This is a genomic window from Roseomonas alba (assembly GCF_019430885.1).
In the GTDB taxonomy this organism is placed as follows: Bacteria; Pseudomonadota; Alphaproteobacteria; order Acetobacterales; family Acetobacteraceae; genus Neoroseomonas; species Neoroseomonas alba.
The window spans coordinates 1-17364 of sequence record NZ_JAHYBZ010000010.1; the positions used below are offsets into that span (position 1 = coordinate 1).

The 17364-nt window shown below is 68.8% G+C and carries 16 protein-coding genes; 3 read left to right on the plus strand and 13 right to left on the minus strand.

Translation table 11 applies throughout. From position 1 onward, the window contains the following. Positions 1-445 precede the first annotated feature (445 nt). Positions 446-1882: a M23 family metallopeptidase gene (locus tag KPL78_RS24675; protein WP_219765643.1), complete on the plus strand. Its 1437-nt coding sequence runs from the start codon at positions 446-448 to the stop codon at positions 1880-1882. A gap of 58 nt (positions 1883-1940) precedes the next feature. On the opposite strand, the gene clpB is transcribed toward KPL78_RS24675, so the two are convergent. Further along, the gene (clpB, locus tag KPL78_RS24680) at positions 1941-4526 is read right to left on the minus strand and encodes an ATP-dependent chaperone ClpB (protein ID WP_219765644.1); all 2586 of its coding nucleotides are present in this window, start codon (positions 4524-4526) and stop codon (positions 1941-1943) included. 109 nt (positions 4527-4635) lie between these two features. On the opposite strand from clpB, the gene KPL78_RS24685 reads away from it, so the two are divergent. Next, positions 4636-5400 carry an MOSC domain-containing protein gene (locus KPL78_RS24685; protein ID WP_219765645.1) on the plus strand — a complete coding sequence of 255 codons (765 nt, stop codon included), beginning with the start codon at positions 4636-4638 and terminating at the stop codon, positions 5398-5400. A 519-nt stretch (positions 5401-5919) separates the two neighbouring features. On the opposite strand, the gene KPL78_RS24690 is transcribed toward KPL78_RS24685, so the two are convergent. The 9 genes from KPL78_RS24690 to KPL78_RS24730 form a co-directional block, all read right to left on the minus strand. Further along, positions 5920-6387, minus strand: a complete 468-nt coding sequence (locus KPL78_RS24690) for a DUF4167 domain-containing protein (protein ID WP_219765646.1) — start codon at positions 6385-6387, stop codon at positions 5920-5922. A 239-nt stretch (positions 6388-6626) separates the two neighbouring features. Then, entirely contained in the window at positions 6627-7496 is an 870-nt protein-coding gene (gene prmC / locus KPL78_RS24695; RefSeq protein WP_219765647.1) for a peptide chain release factor N(5)-glutamine methyltransferase, read from the minus strand. Beyond that, entirely contained in the window at positions 7493-8548 is a 1056-nt protein-coding gene (gene prfA / locus KPL78_RS24700; RefSeq protein WP_219765648.1) for a peptide chain release factor 1, read from the minus strand. The genes prmC and prfA overlap by 4 nt, the downstream gene beginning before the upstream one ends. After that, positions 8545-9783: a histidine--tRNA ligase gene (gene hisS / locus KPL78_RS24705; RefSeq protein ID WP_219765649.1), complete on the minus strand. Its 1239-nt coding sequence runs from the start codon at positions 9781-9783 to the stop codon at positions 8545-8547. Before hisS ends, prfA begins: the two co-directional genes overlap by 4 nt. 125 nt (positions 9784-9908) lie before the next feature. Next, complete coding sequence (locus KPL78_RS24710; protein WP_219765650.1) at positions 9909-10325, minus strand: hypothetical protein; 417 nt, start codon at positions 10323-10325, stop codon at positions 9909-9911. Then, a complete protein-coding gene (gene ispG / locus KPL78_RS24715; RefSeq protein WP_219765651.1) occupies positions 10322-11470 on the minus strand; it encodes a flavodoxin-dependent (E)-4-hydroxy-3-methylbut-2-enyl-diphosphate synthase in 1149 nt (382 codons plus the stop codon). The genes KPL78_RS24710 and ispG overlap by 4 nt, the downstream gene beginning before the upstream one ends. A 100-nt stretch (positions 11471-11570) precedes the next feature. Next, complete coding sequence (locus KPL78_RS24720; RefSeq protein WP_219765652.1) at positions 11571-12497, minus strand: helix-turn-helix domain-containing protein; 927 nt, start codon at positions 12495-12497, stop codon at positions 11571-11573. 75 nt (positions 12498-12572) lie between these two features. Continuing rightward, positions 12573-13565, minus strand: a complete 993-nt coding sequence (locus KPL78_RS24725; RefSeq protein ID WP_219765832.1) for an NAD(P)H-dependent flavin oxidoreductase — start codon at positions 13563-13565, stop codon at positions 12573-12575. 29 nt (positions 13566-13594) lie between these two features. Further along, positions 13595-14818, minus strand: coding sequence for an aspartate kinase (locus KPL78_RS24730; protein WP_219765653.1), 1224 nt, complete (start codon positions 14816-14818; stop codon positions 13595-13597). A 133-nt stretch (positions 14819-14951) separates the two neighbouring features. Here KPL78_RS24730 and ubiG point away from each other — a divergent pair, with 133 nt between their 5' ends. After that, on the plus strand, positions 14952-15680 hold the full coding sequence (ubiG, locus tag KPL78_RS24735; protein WP_219765654.1) for a bifunctional 2-polyprenyl-6-hydroxyphenol methylase/3-demethylubiquinol 3-O-methyltransferase UbiG: 729 nt from the start codon (positions 14952-14954) through the stop codon (positions 15678-15680). Between the two features lie 34 nt (positions 15681-15714). Here ubiG and KPL78_RS24740 read toward each other — a convergent pair whose 3' ends face one another. The 3 genes from KPL78_RS24740 to KPL78_RS24750 form a co-directional block, all read right to left on the minus strand. Further along, a complete protein-coding gene (locus tag KPL78_RS24740; RefSeq protein ID WP_219765655.1) occupies positions 15715-15885 on the minus strand; it encodes a hypothetical protein in 171 nt (56 codons plus the stop codon). Then, a complete protein-coding gene (locus KPL78_RS24745; protein WP_219765656.1) occupies positions 15882-16412 on the minus strand; it encodes a DUF1003 domain-containing protein in 531 nt (176 codons plus the stop codon). Before KPL78_RS24745 ends, KPL78_RS24740 begins: the two co-directional genes overlap by 4 nt. A gap of 194 nt (positions 16413-16606) precedes the next feature. Continuing rightward, on the minus strand, positions 16607-17359 hold the full coding sequence (locus KPL78_RS24750) for an SDR family NAD(P)-dependent oxidoreductase (RefSeq protein ID WP_219765657.1): 753 nt from the start codon (positions 17357-17359) through the stop codon (positions 16607-16609). Positions 17360-17364: the final 5 nt, after the last annotated feature.

Below are 17364 nucleotides of genomic sequence, written 5' to 3' on the forward strand. Positions count from 1 at the left end.
CCAAGCCCAGCCAGATCACCAAAGGCACAATCCACAGCCTCCTCAGCCCAGCACCCAGCCATCCACATCCAAGGGACAGCCAAGAACCAATCTACTTCCAAAACCCGATGCAATTTTAAAAGAGCGTTTCAGACCCAGCAGCAAGCAACCTCTTGCGAGGCACCGCCCCAGATCTGAAAGGAACCGCCTTCTCAGCGGGCCGGTTAACTTAGTGGCCGTCCGGCCCTTCGTCAACCCGCCGCGTCGTTGGCGTGGGGGGCTTTTACGGGCCTGCCCCGGACATGTCAAACGGGTTTCATGCGGGTCCGTGCATTGCGTCTAGCGCATAGGTATCCCCCTTGATCTCCATCGAGACTCGAAGGTTGCCCATTAACATCTTGTCACGCCTGTCCAATCCGTGGCCCAACGCTGGGTGCAACCGCAACCTAAGGAGGTCTCCCCGAAGATGCGGCTCCGCCCGGCCATTGCCGTCCTGACGCTTCTTGCCCTCTATCCGGCCACCAAATTCGGCCAATCGCAGTTCCGCACATTCGATATGCCCGCGGAGGCAGACCCGTTGATCGCTGACGCCGAACTGGTCCAGCTCGACGCGGGAGCCTCGGCCACAGACGCCATGACAGCGGAGGCCACCTCGGAAGCCGCGGCCTCAGGCTCCGATCCCCAGCCCGCCCCGACGCAGACCGCGGCGATCCCCGCCGCGGCCCCGGACGGCTCGTCCCCCCCGGACGAACCGCCGCCCGTGGCGGCTGCCGAAGGCCAAGACGTCGGACGCGAGGAGCGGATCCTCATGGTGGGCCGCGGCGACACCCTGGCGGGCCTGCTCGACGACGCCGGCATCGACAGTGCCGATGCCCATGCCGCGATCGAGCGCCTGGCCCGCCGCTTCCGCCCCAATACGCTGCGTCCTGGCGATGAGATTGCCATCCGCCTGTCCGCTGGCGATGCCCCGTCCCTACAGGAAATCGAGCTCGAGCCCGAACCCGGCCGAATGGTCCGCGTCACGCGGCAGGAAGACGGCAGTTGGACCGATCACGAAGCCCTCGCCCCGCGCAGCCGCTTCCTCGTCCGCGCCGAGGGCACCGTCGATGGCGGACTGTTTCCGGCCATGACGCGGGCCGGCCTGCCCGCCGGCATGGCGCTGTCGCTAATCCGCATCCTGGGCCACCAGGTCGATTTCCAGCGTGACCTTAAACCGGGCGACCGCTTCTCCATCCTCTTCGACCGCTTCCGCGACGATGACGGCGATGTGCTCGGCCATGGCCAGATCCTGAAAGCGTCGCTGACGTTGTCGGGCCAGCGGCTTGAAGTCTGGCGCTACCGGAACCGCGACGGCGACACCGGCTGGTATGACGACCAGGGCCGCAGCCTGCGCCGCTCCTTCCTGCGCACGCCGCTGGACGGCGCGCGCATCTCCTCCGGTTTCGGCCGCCGTAGCCATCCGGTGCTCGGCTACAACCGGATGCACCAGGGCATCGACTTCGCAGCCCCTTCGGGCACGCCGGTCTACGCAGCGGGCGACGGTACCATCGCCTCCGCGAAGCGCGAGGGGGGCTATGGCCTGATGGTGCGCGTAAACCATCCGAACGGCGTCCAGACGCGCTATGCGCACCTTTCCCGCTTCGGGCGCAGCACCCGCACCGGCCAACGCATCCGGCAAGGCGCCGTGATCGCCTATGTCGGTTCGACCGGCCTGTCGACCGGGCCCCATCTCCACTACGAGATCGCGGTGAACGGCCGTGCGGTGAATCCCGCACAGCACGTGCAGCCCCCGGTCCGCCTCGCGGGCGCCGACCTGAACGCCTTCCGCGCGCGCCAGCGCGACCTCAGGCACCTCGCCGCCCGCTTCGGTGCGGTCGACGAAGTCGCCCTGGCGCCGGACTGAACATGAATAGGGCCGGCAGGGTTTCCCCCGCCGGCCCCGACTGCTTCCGCCGGCCCGCTTACGCCGCCTTGGCGAGTTCCGCCTGCACCTCCAGGCCGTCTGGCGAGGCGGTCACCCGCACCGTCTCCCCATCCTTGATGCTGCCTTCCAGCAGCAGCCCGGCAAGCCGATCCTGCAGGTTCCGCTGGATCACCCGCTTCAGCGGACGCGCGCCGTAGATCGGGTCGTAGCCCGCCTCGGCCAGCCACTCGCGGGCCTTGTCGTCCAGTTCCAGCTTGACCTTGCGGTCTTCCAGCAGCTTCAGCAGCCGCTGCAGCTGGATGTCGACGATCGCCGACATGTCCCCGCGGGCGAGGCGCCGGAACAGCACGATCTCGTCCAGCCGGTTCAGGAATTCCGGCCGGAAGCGCTCGCGCACCGCCCGCATCACCGCCGGCCGCGCCGCGTCGATCTCGGCATTCTCCGGCAGTTCCGCGATCGCCTGGCTGCCGAGGTTCGAGGTCAGCACGATGATCGTGTTGCGGAAGTCGACCGTCCGCCCCTGCCCATCAGTCAGCCGCCCGTCGTCGAGGACCTGCAGCAGCACGTTGAACACGTCGTCGTGCGCCTTCTCGACCTCGTCAAATAGGATGACCTGATACGGCCGGCGCCGCACCGCCTCGGTCAGCGTGCCGCCTTCCTCATAGCCGACATAGCCCGGCGGCGCGCCGATCAGCCGCGACACGGCGTGCTTCTCCATGAACTCGGACATGTCGATCCGGGTCATGGCGCGCTCGTCGTCGAACAGGAACTGCGCCAGCGCCTTCACCAACTCAGTCTTGCCGACGCCTGTGGGCCCGAGGAACAGGAACGACCCGATCGGCCGGTTCGGATCCTGCAAGCCCGCCCTCGCCCGCCGGACGGCCTTGGAGACGGCTTCCAGAGCCTCCTCCTGCCCCACGACGCGCTTGCGGAGCTCATCCTCCATGCGCAGCAGCTTGGCGCGTTCGCCTTCGAGCATCTTCTCGACCGGCACGCCGGTCCAGCGCGAGACAACGCCCGCAATGCCTTCCTCGGTCACCGCCTCGTTCACCAGACGCGCATCGCCCGACCCGGCCTCGGCGATCTGCTTCTCGAGCTGCGGGATGGTGCCGTAGAGCAGCTCAGACGCCTTGGTCAGGTCGCCCTTGCGCTGCGCCAGCTCGACCTCGGTGCGTGCCTTGTCGAGTTGCTCCTTGAGCTTCTGGCTCTCGACAACCTTGCCCTTCTCGGCCTCCCAGCGCTGCGTCATCTCGCGAGAGCGCTCCTCGAGGTCGGCCAGCTCCTTCTCGAGCTTCACGAGCCGGTCCTGGGACGCGACGTCGTGCTCCTTCTTCAGCGCCTCGCGCTCGATCTTCAGCCGCATCAGGTCGCGGTCGATCGCGTCGAGCTCCTCGGGCTTCGAATCCACCTGCATGCGCAGGCGGGACGCCGCCTCATCCACCAGGTCGATCGCCTTGTCGGGCAGGAAGCGGTCGGTGATGTAGCGATTCGACAGGGTCGCGGCCGCGACCAGCGCGCTGTCCGTGATGCGGACGCCGTGGTGCAGCTCGTACTTCTCCTTGATGCCCCGCAGGATCGAGATGGTGTCCTCGACCGAAGGCTCACCCACGAAGATGGGCTGGAAGCGCCGCGCCAGCGCCGCATCCTTCTCGACATGCTTGCGGTATTCGTCGAGCGTCGTCGCGCCGATGCAGTGCAGCTCCCCACGCGCCAGCGCCGGCTTCAGCAGGTTGGACGCATCCATCGCGCCATCCGCCTTGCCCGCGCCGACCAGCGTGTGCATCTCGTCGATGAACAGGATGATGTCGCCCTCGGCCTGCTCGACCTCCTGCAGCACACCCTTCAGCCGTTCCTCGAACTCGCCGCGATACTTCGCCCCGGCGACCATCGCACCAAGGTCGAGCGCCATGACGCGCTTGTCCTTCAGCGCCTCCGGCACGTCGCCCTTGATGATGCGCAGCGCGAGCCCTTCGACGATGGCGGTCTTGCCCACGCCGGGCTCGCCGATCAGGACTGGGTTGTTCTTGGTGCGCCGGGCCAGGACCTGGATGGAGCGACGGATCTCCTCGTCGCGCCCGATCACCGGGTCGAGCTTGCCCTCGCGCGCCGCGGCCGTGATGTCGCGCGCATACTTCTTCAGCGCGTCGAAGGTTTCCTCGGCGTTCTGGCTGTTCACCGTGCGGCCCTTGCGCAGGTCGGCGACGGCCTTCTCCAACTGCTGCGGATTGGCCCCCGCATCGCGGAACGCCCGCCCCGTCTCGCCCTCGCTCGCAGCGAGCGCGACCAGCAGCCGGTCCTGCGCGACGAACTGGTCGCCGGCCTTCGTCGCCTGCTGCTGCGCGGCGTCGAGCACCCGCACGATGTCCGGCGTGAACTGCGGTTGGCCCGCACCGCCGCCCGAAACCTTCGGCAGCTTCGCAAGGCTCGCTTCCAGCGCCTGCTTCACGCGCGCCGGATCGCCACCCGCCGCGCGGATGAGGCCGCTCGCGGCGCCTTCCGTGTCATCCAGCAGCGCCTTGGCGAGATGCGCCGGCGTCACCTGCTGGTGGTACTCGCGGATCGCGATGGTCTGGGCCGCCTGCAGAAAACCCTTGGCCCGGTCGGTAAACTTCTCGATGTCCATTCTGTCCCTCTCCTGAGCGGACGGCCGCACCCACCCCCGATCGAGCAGCGGGTGCGCCTCTGTCGCATGCCATGTGGTAAGTCTCCTTGATCTGGTTCAAGGGGACGCCATGCGCATTGAGTCGATCTATCGCTACCCGGTAAAGGGCCTGTCCGCCGAGGCGCTGGAAGAGATCGCCCTCACCCCCGGTCGGACCCTGCCCGAGGATCGCCGCTTTGCCCTGGCCCAGGGCGATTCCCCCTTCGACCTGGCGGCGCCGGCCTGGCTGCCCAAGCGCCATTTCGGCTGCCTGATGGTCAATGCCCGGCTGGCCCTGGTCCATTCGGCCTTCGACGCCCGCACCGGCGACTTGATCCTGCGCATCCCCGGCACCGCGCCCCTGATCGCCAATACGCGCAGCGAGGAGGGTCGCGCGGCGATCGCCGCCGCCCTCACCGTCTATCTCGGCGAGGAGGCGCGCGGCACGCCCCGCTTCCTCGAAGCGCCGGGCCATTCCTTCTCGGATGTCGCGAACAAGGTCGTCTCGATCATCGGGCTGTCGAGCCTGCGCGCGCTGGAACAAGCGTCCGGCATGACGCTCGACAAACTGCGCTTCCGCGCGAATGTCTATGTTTCTGGCGGCTCCCCCTGGGCGGAATTCGACTGGATCGGCCAGGAGATCCAACTCGGCCAGGCCAAGCTGCGAGTGCTCAAGCGCATCGTCCGCTGCCCGGCGACCGAGGTGAACCCGTCGACCGGCGAGCGTGATGCCAGGCCACCCCGCTGGCTGCGTGACCATTTCGGCCATGCGGATCTGGGGGTCTATGCGGAGGTGATCGAAGGCGGGCGGATCTGTGTGGGGGACGCGCTTGAGGCTCTGGAACCGGCTGGGTAGGCCCGAGGGAGGGGCTCAACCAAACAGGCGCCAGCCCCTACAACTGGCATCCAGATAGCCCTGCCAGCCCGGAGGAACCGGGAAGGTCCGCTCAACCGCAGCCTGCTCGGCCTGGTTCAGGGCCGCGTAGCGGTCCCGCAGCTGGTGGAAACAGACCTCTCCGACCATGCGCCATCCGATCGGTTCGGCGGGCCAGTCAGGCCAGGCGATCCAGGGCGGGGGCAGAGCGGCGGGGTCGAAGTCGCGCGGCGGCCGCAGATGGCGGCGGACCGCGTCGCGAAGCCTCCGGGCGAATACCGAAAGGCCGGCGATCAGGCCGGCCAGCCTTTCGGCCCGTTCCGCAGGAAAAGCCCGGTTTCGCGTGGCGCGCCTACAAACGCCCTGGGCGCGACACCCTTCAGCTGCCCGATGGACAGGTCACCGGCGCGGCCCGACGGCATCGGACAGACCGCATCGGTCATGGAGAAGCCCCAGGCACCGCTCATGACGCCGGCGGCGCGTCCCTCGCGCCGCCGTTCGTCACGCAGGTTCGCGCGCCTCGCCTTCGGCGCCTTCGGCCTCGGGCATCTCGTTCGGACCCGGGCTGCTCACTTCGACGGCCTCGCCCTGGGGCTCGCCCTCGCCGTTGGCGTCCTGGCCCTGGAAGCGACGCTGCTGCTGATTCTGCTGATGCTGCGCGGCAGCCTGGTTCATGGCGTTCAGGATACGGAAATAGTGCTCCGCATGCTGAAAGTAGGACTCGGCCATCACCCGGTCGCCGCCGCTCGTCGCATCGCGGCCGAGCTGGAGGTACTTCTCGAAAAGCTGCTGCGCCGTGCCGCGCAGGCGCATGTCCGGGCCGGAGGAATCGAACACGTGGTTGCGGTTCAGCGGCTGGCGGTCACCGCCGCCACCGCCACCGCCACCACCCCCGCCGCCATGCCGGAAGTGCCCGCCACCCCCGCCGTGGCGGTTGCCGCCGCGGCCGCGCATGCGCTTGATGTTCATCGTATCGTGTTTCGCTGTCCTGCATCCGCTCCGCCCCTGCGCATCCGGGCCTTCGGGGCCAGGCATGCGAACCGGCGGTCGGCATCGTTGCATCCAGGCGGTCCCGACCTCGGCGCGGGCCACTGCCCGCTTGATGCCTGGTCCGGTACGGAAACGGCGCCTCGCCGTTCCCCGACCGCTGTCGTGACCATAGCGGCGCCCTGCGGCATCGCCAAACTGTTTTCTGAACCTTCAGGGCGTCAATTTTCGCCCAGGACGAGGGCCCGTTCGATGCCCCCCAGATCGTGTCGCGCCGCGACGGGTACAAGGCCCGCCGCCAGCGCCAGGCCCTCGACGGCCGCCCGCTGTCCCTGCCCCAGCTCTAAGACCGCCCGCCCGCCCGGTGCCAGCAGCCCCGGCAGTGCGTGGGCGAGCACCCGATAGGCGTCGAGGCCATCTGCCCCGCCATCCAGCGCCAGGGCCGGCTCGAAGCGCGCTACCTCGGGCATCAGGCGCGGCACCTCGGCACTTTCGATATAGGGGGGATTGGACAGCACCAGGTCGAAACGACCGCCAATGGCCTCGGCCCAATGGCCACAGAAGAAGGCCGCTCGGTCGGCGAGCCCGTTCGCCGCTGCATTGCGCGCCGCCAGCGCCGCTGCTTCGGGCGACAGATCGACCCCCACGCCGAACGCATCCGGGCATTCGGCCAACACCGCGAGCAGCAGGGCGCCGGTCCCCGTCCCCAGGTCCAGCACGCGACGGATCCGCGCCGGCGAGTCGAAAGCCGCGAGCGCAGCCTCCACGATCGCTTCCGAATCCCCGCGCGGGATCAGCGTGGCGGGTGTCGTCTCCAGTGTCAGCGTCCAGAATCCGGCCTGGCCGAGCAGATGCGCCATGGGCTCCCGCGCCAAGCGTCGGCGCAGCAGCGCGCCGAAGCGGGTCGCAGCCTCGTCCGGCACGGCCGCACGCGGGTCGCGCAGCAGATCTTCCTCCCGACAGGCCAAGCTGTGCGCCAACAGCATGCGGGCTTCCTGCCGCGGCGCCTCGATCCCCGCCGCGCGCAGCATCTGGCCCGCCTGGCAGAGATAGGCGCCGACCGACCCGCCCGGATCGGCGCAGCCGCTCATGCCGCGTCGGCGGCCAGGCGCGCCGCCTGGTCCTCGGCGGTCAGCGCATCGACGATCTCGTCGAACTCGCCGAGCATGACGCGGTCGATCTTGTGCAGGGTCAGCCCAATGCGATGGTCGGTCACCCGACCCTGCGGGAAATTGTAGGTCCGGATGCGCTCGGACCGGTCGCCGGTCCCGACCTGGGACTTCCGGTCCGCCGCCCGCGCGGAATCGACGGCGGAGCGCTGCGCGTCATACAGCCGCGCGCGCAGGATCTTCATCGCCTTCGCGCGGTTCTTGTGCTGGGATTTCTCCTCCTGCATCGCGACCACGATGCCGGTGGGAAGATGCGTGATGCGCACCGCCGAATCGGTCTTGTTGACGTGCTGCCCGCCGGCGCCCGAGGCGCGATAGGTGTCGATGCGCAGATCGGCGTCGTTGATCTGCACATCCACCTCCTCGGCTTCCGGCAACACGGCCACGGTGACGGTCGAGGTATGGATGCGTCCCTGTGTCTCGGTCGCCGGCACGCGCTGGACGCGATGCACGCCGCTTTCGTACTTCAGGCGAGCGAAGACCCCGCGCCCGGTGATCTCCGCCGTCGCGCCCTTGATGCCGCCAAGGTCGCTCTCGTCGTAGTCCAGCACCTCGAAGCGCCAGCCGCGCGCTTCCGCATAGCGCTGATAGGCGCGGAACAGCTCCGCGGCGAACAACCCCGCCTCATCGCCGCCGGCCGCCGGACGCACCTCCAGGATGGCACTCCGCTCATCCGCCGCGTCCTTGGGCAGCAGCAGGATGCGGATCTCCCGCTCCAGCGCCGGGACGCGGTCCTTCTGTTCCAGCCATTCCGCCTCGGCGAGATCCCTCATCTCCGGGTCCGCCATCATGGCCTGCGCGTCGTCGCGCGCCCGTTCGGCAACGCGCAAGGCGCCAACCTTCTCGACCAGCGGCTCAAGCTCCGACAATTCCTTCGACAGCGCTCCGATATCGGCCCCGGGCGCGGTCGAGAGGATATGGCGGATCTCCTCCGCCCGGGCGAGCAGCCGATCCAGGCGTGCGGGCAGGCTCATGACAGCCGACCTGGAACCTCCGCGAGCGGCACCGTCTCCTGCGTCCCGGCATCGAGATCGCGAAGCTGCGCGACGCCGGCGGCGATCTCGTCATCGCCCAGGATCAGCGCCGCGCGGGCACCGATGCGGTTGGCGCGCTCCATGCGGCGCTTGAGGTTGCCGCGATAGGCGATCTCCGCGACCACCCCCGCCCGGCGCAGCGCCTGCAGCAGATCGAGCGCCGGCCCCTCCGCCGCATCCCCCACGGGGATCACCGCCACGGCGCGCGCCGCGGCCGGCGCCTCGGGCAGCAGCATCGACAGCCGCTCAATGCCGGCGGCCCAGCCGACGGAGGGCGTCGCCGGCCCGCCCATCTCCTCGACCAGCCCGTTGTAGCGGCCGCCCGCCATCACCGTGCCCTGCGCGCCGAGCCGGTCGGTGACGAACTCGAAGGCGGTGTGGCTGTAGTAGTCGAGGCCCCGGACGATGCGCGGATTCTCCCGGAACGGCACGCCGAAGCGCGTCAGATACGCCTTCACGGCCCGGTCGAACTCGGCCGCCGCCGGCGTCAGATGGTCCCCGATCACCGGCGCATCCGCCACCAGCACGCGGTCGCCCTCATCCTTGCTGTCCAGGATGCGCAGCGGGTTCTTCTCCAGCCGGATCTTGCTGTCGTGGCTCAGCCTGTCCTGATGGGCCGAGAAATAGGCGACCAGCGCGGCGCGATAGGCATCGCGGCTCTCCGCATCGCCCAGCGTGTTGATCTCCAGCACGGTCCCCTCGGCGATGCCGAGCGCCTGCTGGATGTGCCAGCCGCAGGCGATCACCTCGGCATCCGACAACGGCTCGGCGGACCCCAACACCTCGATGCCGATCTGGTGGAACTGGCGGTAGCGGCCCTTCTGCGGCCGCTCGTAGCGGAACATCGGCCCGGCGTAGAACACCTTGCGCGGCAGGTTGGTCTGGGTCAGCCCGTTCGACACCAGCGCCCGGCACACCCCCGCCGTGCCCTCCGGCCGCAGGGTCACGTTGTCCCCGCCGCGATCCTGGAAGGAGTACATCTCCTTCATCACCACGTCCGAGCTGTCGCCCAGTCCGCGCGCGAAGACGCCGGTATCCTCGAAGATCGGCGTCGCCCATTCCTCGAAGCCGTAGAGCGCGCTGATCCGCCGCGCCGTCTCGGCGACGTGATGCATCCGGCGGAAATCCTCGCCGATGAGGTCACGCGTCCCGCGGACGGGCTGAAGAGCAGTCATGCCGGAAATCCCGTAGGTCGTTAGAGCGTGATGGCCGCAGGGGCGCGTGCACCGGAGGCCTGAATCACGCGAAAAAATCAATAAGTGAGAGCGCGATTGGTGAACGCATGTGAACCCATCACGCCCTAGCGGCGGCGCTGCGGCTGGGCGGCCGAACGGCCGGGCCGAAGCAATTCCTCCCGTGCCGTATTGGCCACCCGCGCGGCCATGGCAAGCGCCCGTCGATAGCTCTCCGCATCCCCGTCATCGAGGCAGGAGGAGAATTCCGCCACATCCACCAGCCCCTGGAGCCGCCCCGTCCACTGGTCCAGCCAGGCGAGCATCACCATCGCCTGCGGCCTCGCATCCGGCTCGAAGCCCGCGGACAGGGCACTGGCATGCTGGCGGATGACCAGCGAGGCCTCCATGGCCCGATTGTTGAGTTCGGAACAGGACACCGCGCCGCCCGAGGCCATCGGTACTTCCGCCGGGTCCTCGCTCTGCGCCGATGCCGGCGAGGCCAGCGCGAACCCGGCCAGCACCAGCAGCGCCGCTCGCCTCATTCCGCCGCCTGGCGGGTGGCCGCCGCGGCTTCGGCCTCTGCGGCGCGCTTCTCGGCCGCCATCTTCTCCGCCCGCGCTGTCACCAGGTCGACGATGTGATCCACCATCTCCTCGGTCGAGATGCGGTGGCTCTGCTTGCCCATGCCATAGATCATGTGGCTGCCCGCCCCACCGCCGGTCAGGCCGATATCGGTCATCAGCGCCTCGCCCGGGCCGTTCACCACGCAGCCGATGATCGACAGCGTGATGGGCTCGGAAATATGCGCGAGCCGCTCCTCCAGCTTCTCCACGGTGCGGATGACGTCGAAGCCCTGCCGCGCGCAGGACGGGCAGGAGATGATCTTCACCCCGCGATGCCGCAGATGCAGGGACTTCAGAAGGTCCCAGCCGACCGCGACCTCTTCCTCGGGCTCGGCGGACAGCGACACCCGCAGCGTATCCCCGATCCCGGCCCAGAGCAGCGAACCGAGCCCGATCGCGCTCTTCACCGTGCCGGCCCGGCGCCCGCCCGCCTCGGTGATGCCGATATGCAGCGGGTGGTCGCAGGCTTCCGCCAATTGCTGGTAGGCCGCGACAGCGAGGAACACGTCCGACGCCTTCACGCTGATCTTGAATTCGTCGAAGCCTTCCTGGAGCAGGTGGTCGGCGTGCCACAGGGCGCTTTCGACCAGCGCCTCCGGGTTGGGCTCGCCGTACTTCTCCAGCAGATGCTTCTCCAGGCTGCCGGCATTCACGCCGATGCGCATCGAGCAGCCATGGTCCCGCGCCGCCTTCACCACCTCCTTCACCCGCTCCTTCGACCCGATATTGCCCGGGTTGATGCGCAGGCAGGCGGCGCCGGCCTCGGCGGCTTCGATGGCGCGGCGGTAGTGGAAATGGATGTCGGCGACGACCGGGACATTCACCTCGCGCACGATCTCGGCCAGCGCGGCGGTGCTCTCCTCGGTCGGGCAGGAGACGCGGACGATGTCGACCCCGGCCAGTTCGCAGCGCCGAATCTGCTCGATCGTCGCCTTGGCGTCCTCGGTCGGCGTGTTGGTCATGGTCTGGACGGTGATGGGCGCATCCCCGCCGACGCGCACCTTCCCGACGCCGATCTGGCGCGAGGCCCGACGCAGGATCTGCTGATAGGGGCGATAGGCCATGCTCGCGTCCTGATCTCTCTGGCTGGAAGCGCGGCCAATATGGCCCGGCCGGCCCTCCGGCGAAAGGCGGCCGGCCCTTTCAGCTCCGCAACTGGCTGATTCAGCGCGGCGCGGAAGGTCCCGGACGCGGCGCCGGCTGGGCTGCGGCTGGCGCGCCCGCCGCCGCCTCGGCCGCCGGACGCACGCGACCGACCTCCAGCGGAACACCGCGCCGCACGCCCGTCGCCCCAGCCAACGTCGGCGTCACCTCGCCATCCAGCAGGACGTCGAGATTCTCCGCCTTGCCCGTGGTCAGCACGATGCCATCCCGGTTCGGCACCGGAAAAGTGTCACCGTTCCGCAGCACGCGATCGACCAGAACTTGGTTTGACCGCGTATCCTGCACCCGGATCCAGGATTCGCCACGCGCCCGCAGCACGATGCGCGGCTCGTTGGGGTCGCGCGGCGGCGCAGGCGCCACGGCGGGTGTCGGGGCCGGCGCGGGTGCCGCTGCCGTCGGCGCGGGCGTCGGCAAAGGTGCGGCCTGCGACGCCCCGCCATCGCGCAGCCGAGCCCCATCCTGGGCCGTCTGCTCCAGTCGCGGCGGCAGGGGCGGCACGGAATCCACCACCCGGTCGCCCGACCCACTCCAATTGTACCAGGCCACATAGGCGCCGATCGCGATCACCACGCCGACAGCCACCAGCGCCCCAGCCGGTACGCCGCGGGACGGCACGGGCTCCGGGAAGACCAGCTCACCGGACCTGGTCTGGCCGCCGCCGGTCACGTCACGAAACCGTCGCACCGCCTCATCCGGATCGAGCCCGAGCGCCCCCGCATAGGACCGCACGAAGCCGACCGCATAGGCCGTCCCCGGCAAATCCCGCACCCGACCTTCCTCCAGCGCATGGATGTAGCGCCGGTTGATGCGCAGCTGATCGGCCATATCCTCGACGCTGGCGCCGAGTGTCAGGCGTGCCTCACGCAGCTCCTCGCCCACACGGGCGGCTTCGGCGGCGGCGATGTCTGGGCGGGGAGAGCGCTTCATGGATGTCCGGGTTCGACGGCCGGCTTCTAGCCTTGCGAGGCCCGATCGCAAAGGCCCAACCGGTCGGCACAGGCCTCAGGCCGCGTCGCAGCGCCGTGCAGCAACGGCCGCAACCGCCTGTCCGACGAGCTCGGCGATGATCTCCGAGGCCGGCTGCTCCTTCGTTACCATGCCGACCGACTGGCCGGCCATCAGCGAACCGTTCTCCACATCGCCGTCGATCACGGCGCGACGCAGGGCGCCGGCCCAGTAATGCTCGATGTCGAGCTGCGCGGCATCCTTCTCGACCTCTCCGGCCTTGAAGCGGCGGATGGTCTCGGCCTGGAATTCCAGGAAACGCTTGGTTCCGGCGTTCTGCAGGGCGCGTACCGGGATCACCGGGAAGGCCTCGTCGAGTTGCACCGTCGGCATGGCGTCGCGCGCCGCACCGCGAATGAAAGCCTGCTTGAAGGCTGGATGGGCAATGCATTCCGTCGCGCAAACGAAACGGGTTCCGAGCTGCACTCCGGCCGCCCCCATTTCGAGATAGGAAAGGATCGCCTCCCCCCGCCCGATGCCGCCCGCTACGAAGACCGGCACATCGGCGATGTGCGGCAGGATCTCCTGCGCCAGCACGTTCAGCGACACGGGACCGATATGCCCGCCCGCCTCGGACCCCTCGATCACCAACGCATCGGCGCCGGACCGGATCAGCCGCTTCGCCAGCACCAGCGCCGGCGCGAAGCAGACGACCTTCGCCCCGCCTTCCTTCGCCTTCTTGATTGCCGATCCAGGCGGAATCCCACCCGCGAAGACGATGTGCCCCACCTTCGCCGCGAGACACACATCGACGAGCTGATCCAGCATCGGATGCATGGTGATCAGGTTCACGCCGAAAGGCTTGTCCGTCAGCGCCTGGGTCCCGGTGATCTCCTGCGCCAGGCGCGGCGGCTCCATCGCTCCGCAGGCGATGACGCCGAAGGCCCCGGCATTGGACAGCGCCGCGACGAGATGCCGCTCGCTGACCCAGGACATCGCCCCACCCATGATGGCGTAGCGCGTGCCCAGGAAGGCCGCCCCGCGCGCCATCAGCTTGTCGAGTACGGCCTGTGCATCACTCACGCGGGCGCATCCAGCCCGTAGGCGGTATGCAGCGCACGCACCGCGAGTTCGGTATAATCCGCCGCTACCAGCACGCTGACCTTGATCTCGGAGGTCGAGATCACCTGAATGTTGATCCCCTTCTCCGCCAGCGCCTTGAACATGGTGTTGGCGACACCCGCATGGCTGCGCATGCCGATGCCGACGACCGAGATCTTCGCAACATCCGGATCGGCCAGCAGTGCCTCGAAGCCGAGCTCACCCTGCGCCTTGCCCAGCGTATCCTGCGCGCGAGCCAGATCCACCTTGCCCACCGTGAAGGTCATGTCGGTGGTGCCGTCGGCGCCGATGTTCTGCACAATCATGTCGACATTCACGTTGGCCTTGGCCAGCGCATCGAACACCTTCGCCGCCACGCCCGGCCGGTCCGGCACGCGCCGCAGCGTCACCTTGGCATCGTCGCGGGAATACGCGATGCCGGAAACCAGGGGCTGTTCCACGATCTCGTCCTCATCCACCACGAGCGAGCCGGGCTTGTCCTCGAAGGACGACACCACCTGCACGCGCACGCCCAATTTCATCGCCAGTTCGACCGACCGCGTCTGCAGCACCTTCGCACCCACGGAGGCCAGTTCGAGCATCTCCTCGAAGGAGATGCGCTCCAGCTTGCGGGCGCGCGGCACGATGCGCGGATCGGTCGTGTAGATGCCATCGACATCCGTGTAGATGTCGCAGCGATCCGCCTTCACCGCGGCCGCCACGGCAACCGCGGACAGGTCGGACCCGCCGCGCCCCAACGTGGTGATGCGATGGCGGGTGTTCTCGATGCCCTGGAAGCCGGCGATTACCGGAACCTGGCCCGCTTCCATGCGCTCGATGAGCACGGCGCCGTCGATCGATTCGACGCGCGCCTTGCCATGCGCCTGGTCGGTGACGATCGGCACCTGCCAGCCCTGCCACGACCGCGCATCCACGCCGATGGTCTGCAGCGCGATGGCGGTCAGCCCCGTCGTCACCTGCTCCCCCGTCGCGACGACCGTATCGTATTCGCGCGCATCATGCAGCGGCGAGAGATCCTGGCACCATTTGACGAGCTGATTCGTCACGCCGGACATGGCCGAGACCACGACGGCGACCTGGTTGCCAGCGTCCACCTCCCGCTTCACGCGGTTGGCGACGTTGCGGATGCGATCGAGATCGGCGACGGAGGTGCCGCCGAACTTCATGACAATGCGAGCCATCGGCGGCGGTCTGTTCCTGGGGCCGGGCGGAAAAAGCCTGCCGGCGCCGGTTGCGCCGGGCGGCGGGCCGGGACAGATACCCATCGGGCAGGCCGTGCGCAACCCGCCCCTTGAAGCCTGGAAGGATGGACCCATGCCGCAGGCCGGCACGATGCTGGGGGCGGAGATCGCCAAATTCGACGCCCTGGCGAACCGCTGGTGGGACCCGGACGGCCCCATGAAGCCCCTGCATCGCATGAATCCCCTGCGCACGGGCTGGATCGCCGACCGCCTCGCCCGCCGCCACGGCCGCGATCCCGGCGCCCCCGATGCGCTGGCCGGGCTGCGCCTGCTCGATGTCGGCTGCGGCGCCGGCCTTGCCTCTGAAGCCTTCGCGCGCCGTGGCGCTCTGGTCACCGGCCTCGACGCCGCCGGCGCCGCGCTGGAAGCCGCCCGCGCCCATGCCAAGGCCAGCGGCCTCGCCATCGACTACCGCGAGGGCCTTCCCGAAGACATCCCCGAGGGCGAGACCTTCGATGCCGTCATCTCCCTCGAAGTCATCGAGCACGTCGCCGACCGCGCGGCCTTCCTCGCCGCCCTGGCGCGGGTCGCCCGGCCGGGCGGGGCGATCTTCCTCTCCACCCTGAACCGCACGCCGCGGTCGTTCCTGATGGCCAAGCTGGGCGCGGAATACCTGCTGCGCATGCTGCCCATCGGCACGCATGACTGGCGAATGTTCGTCACACCGTCCGAACTCGGGGCCGGGCTGCGACAGGTTGGCTACCGCGTGACCGACATCGCCGGGATGACTATGGACCGGCTGACCGGCCGTTGGCGGGCAAGCCAGGATGTCGGGGTGAACTACCTGCTCATGGCGGAGTGAAGCCCCGGTCCGCCCGGTCCCGCAGCGGCGGACCCTACTCCTCCTTCTTCCAGCGCCAGAGCACGACGATTCCCAAGACGCAGACCAGCACCACGGTCGAGAGCATGCCCTGCACGACGCCGAAATTCGGCGAATCGCGCGCAACGAACAGGGCGGCGAGACTGCCGCCCAGCGCCAGCAGGATACGGACCACGAGATTGATCATGCCGAAGCTCCCTTCCCCTCCTGCACCTCCAGGCGCGCCAGCGTCGATTTGAGTAGCCCGATCAGTTCCTCGAGCTGGCGTTCGCGGATCAAATCGATCTTCTCGTGCAACAGGGCGATCTCGGCTTCGGAGCGGATGTTCACCTGATAGTCGGCGGTTGCGCGATCGCGGTCCAGATCGGCCGCACGATTCTGGCTCATCATGATGATCGGCGCCGTATAGGCCGCCTGGAAGGACAGCAGCAGGTTCAGCAGGATGAAGGGATACGGATCCCAGGCCGAGCGGCCGGCCAGGGAATTACCGACAATCCAGGCCCCCAGCAGCCCGCTCTGGATAACGATGAAGCGCCAGGACCCGACCGTGGCGGCGACGGTATCGGCCAGGCGCTCGCCGAGGCTCGGGCGGTGCCTCGGTCCGGGTGAACGGCGCCGCGCGCGAGCGCGCGCGATAGCGAGGCGGATGTGATGGCCGGCATGCGGCGTCGGCGTGCGGGAGGTGGCGCGATGCGGGCTGGCGCTGGCAGTCATGGGTCGTTCCTTGCGGCTCCGTCCCCAGCCTGCGTCGCCGTCCCGCTGCACTCAATGGTCATGCCGCATCATATCCTTGCCCTGCCGATGACCGTCTCATCGGCGAGGTGAACGGTATAGCGCGCGGGGTTGGTGGGGCGGCCGCGCGCAAGACCAAGACCTTGATGCCGTGTCTGCCGATAGGCTGGCCCGTATCAGTGGCTCGACCGCAGCGTGCCACCATCGACATGGATCACCTGCCCGGTGATGTAGCGGGCTCGCGGCGAGCATAGGAAGGTGACCAGCACCGCGAGGTCCTCCGGCTGCCCGATATAGCCGACCGGGACCTCCTTCTCGGCCCAGACGCGGCGGGATTCCTCGGTGGGCATGACGCGCAGGTCGATCTGCTCCGACCGTATGCGCCCGGGCGGGACGCAGTTCACCGTGATGCCATCCTTGCCGAGCACCCGCGACAGCGCCTTCGACCAAATATGCACCGCCCCGTTCGGCGCATTGGCGGGATTGATGGAAAACGGTTCGTCGGTACCGGTGAGGCTGACGATCCGGCCCCATTTCTGCGCCTGCATCGTCGGGATGAGAGCGTGGGTGATGCGGCGGCCGGCCTGGAAGTTCAGCTCCATCGCCTCCTCCCACACCGCATCGGCGCCGAGGTCGGTCTGCGGCCGTGATCCGCCAGCGTTGTTCACCAGGATGTCGCAGCGGCCGAAGGCGCCGAGCACGGCATCACGGATCCGCGGCGCGGCGTCGGGGGCGCAGATATCCTGCTCGATGACCAGCGGCGTGGCCGAAGCCGGAAGCTCCGCCGCCAGACTCTCCAGCAATGGCCGGCGCCGAGCGAGAATGGCCAGTCGGCAGCCTTCCGCCGCGAGCATCGTCGCAATGGCACGGCCAAGGCCGGCCGAAGCGCCGGTGACAAGGGCTACCTTGCCGGTGAGCTGAAGATCCATGCGCA

Coding starts and splice junctions, on each gene's coding strand:
- KPL78_RS24675 (WP_219765643.1), top strand. CDS start 446: ATGCGGCTCCGCCCGGCCATTGCCGTCCTGACGCTTCTTGCCCTCTAT.
- clpB (WP_219765644.1), bottom strand. CDS start 4,526: ATGGACATCGAGAAGTTTACCGACCGGGCCAAGGGTTTTCTGCAGGCG.
- KPL78_RS24685 (WP_219765645.1), top strand. CDS start 4,636: ATGCGCATTGAGTCGATCTATCGCTACCCGGTAAAGGGCCTGTCCGCC.
- KPL78_RS24690 (WP_219765646.1), bottom strand. CDS start 6,387: ATGAACATCAAGCGCATGCGCGGCCGCGGCGGCAACCGCCACGGCGGG.
- prmC (WP_219765647.1), bottom strand. CDS start 7,496: ATGAGCGGCTGCGCCGATCCGGGCGGGTCGGTCGGCGCCTATCTCTGC.
- prfA (WP_219765648.1), bottom strand. CDS start 8,548: ATGAGCCTGCCCGCACGCCTGGATCGGCTGCTCGCCCGGGCGGAGGAG.
- hisS (WP_219765649.1), bottom strand. CDS start 9,783: ATGACTGCTCTTCAGCCCGTCCGCGGGACGCGTGACCTCATCGGCGAG.
- KPL78_RS24710 (WP_219765650.1), bottom strand. CDS start 10,325: ATGAGGCGAGCGGCGCTGCTGGTGCTGGCCGGGTTCGCGCTGGCCTCG.
- ispG (WP_219765651.1), bottom strand. CDS start 11,470: ATGGCCTATCGCCCCTATCAGCAGATCCTGCGTCGGGCCTCGCGCCAG.
- KPL78_RS24720 (WP_219765652.1), bottom strand. CDS start 12,497: ATGAAGCGCTCTCCCCGCCCAGACATCGCCGCCGCCGAAGCCGCCCGT.
- KPL78_RS24725 (WP_219765832.1), bottom strand. CDS start 13,565: ATGGCGCGCGGGGCGGCCTTCCTGGGCACGCGCTACGCCATCATGGGT.
- KPL78_RS24730 (WP_219765653.1), bottom strand. CDS start 14,818: ATGGCTCGCATTGTCATGAAGTTCGGCGGCACCTCCGTCGCCGATCTC.
- ubiG (WP_219765654.1), top strand. CDS start 14,952: ATGCCGCAGGCCGGCACGATGCTGGGGGCGGAGATCGCCAAATTCGAC.
- KPL78_RS24740 (WP_219765655.1), bottom strand. CDS start 15,885: ATGATCAATCTCGTGGTCCGTATCCTGCTGGCGCTGGGCGGCAGTCTC.
- KPL78_RS24745 (WP_219765656.1), bottom strand. CDS start 16,412: ATGACTGCCAGCGCCAGCCCGCATCGCGCCACCTCCCGCACGCCGACG.
- KPL78_RS24750 (WP_219765657.1), bottom strand. CDS start 17,359: ATGGATCTTCAGCTCACCGGCAAGGTAGCCCTTGTCACCGGCGCTTCG.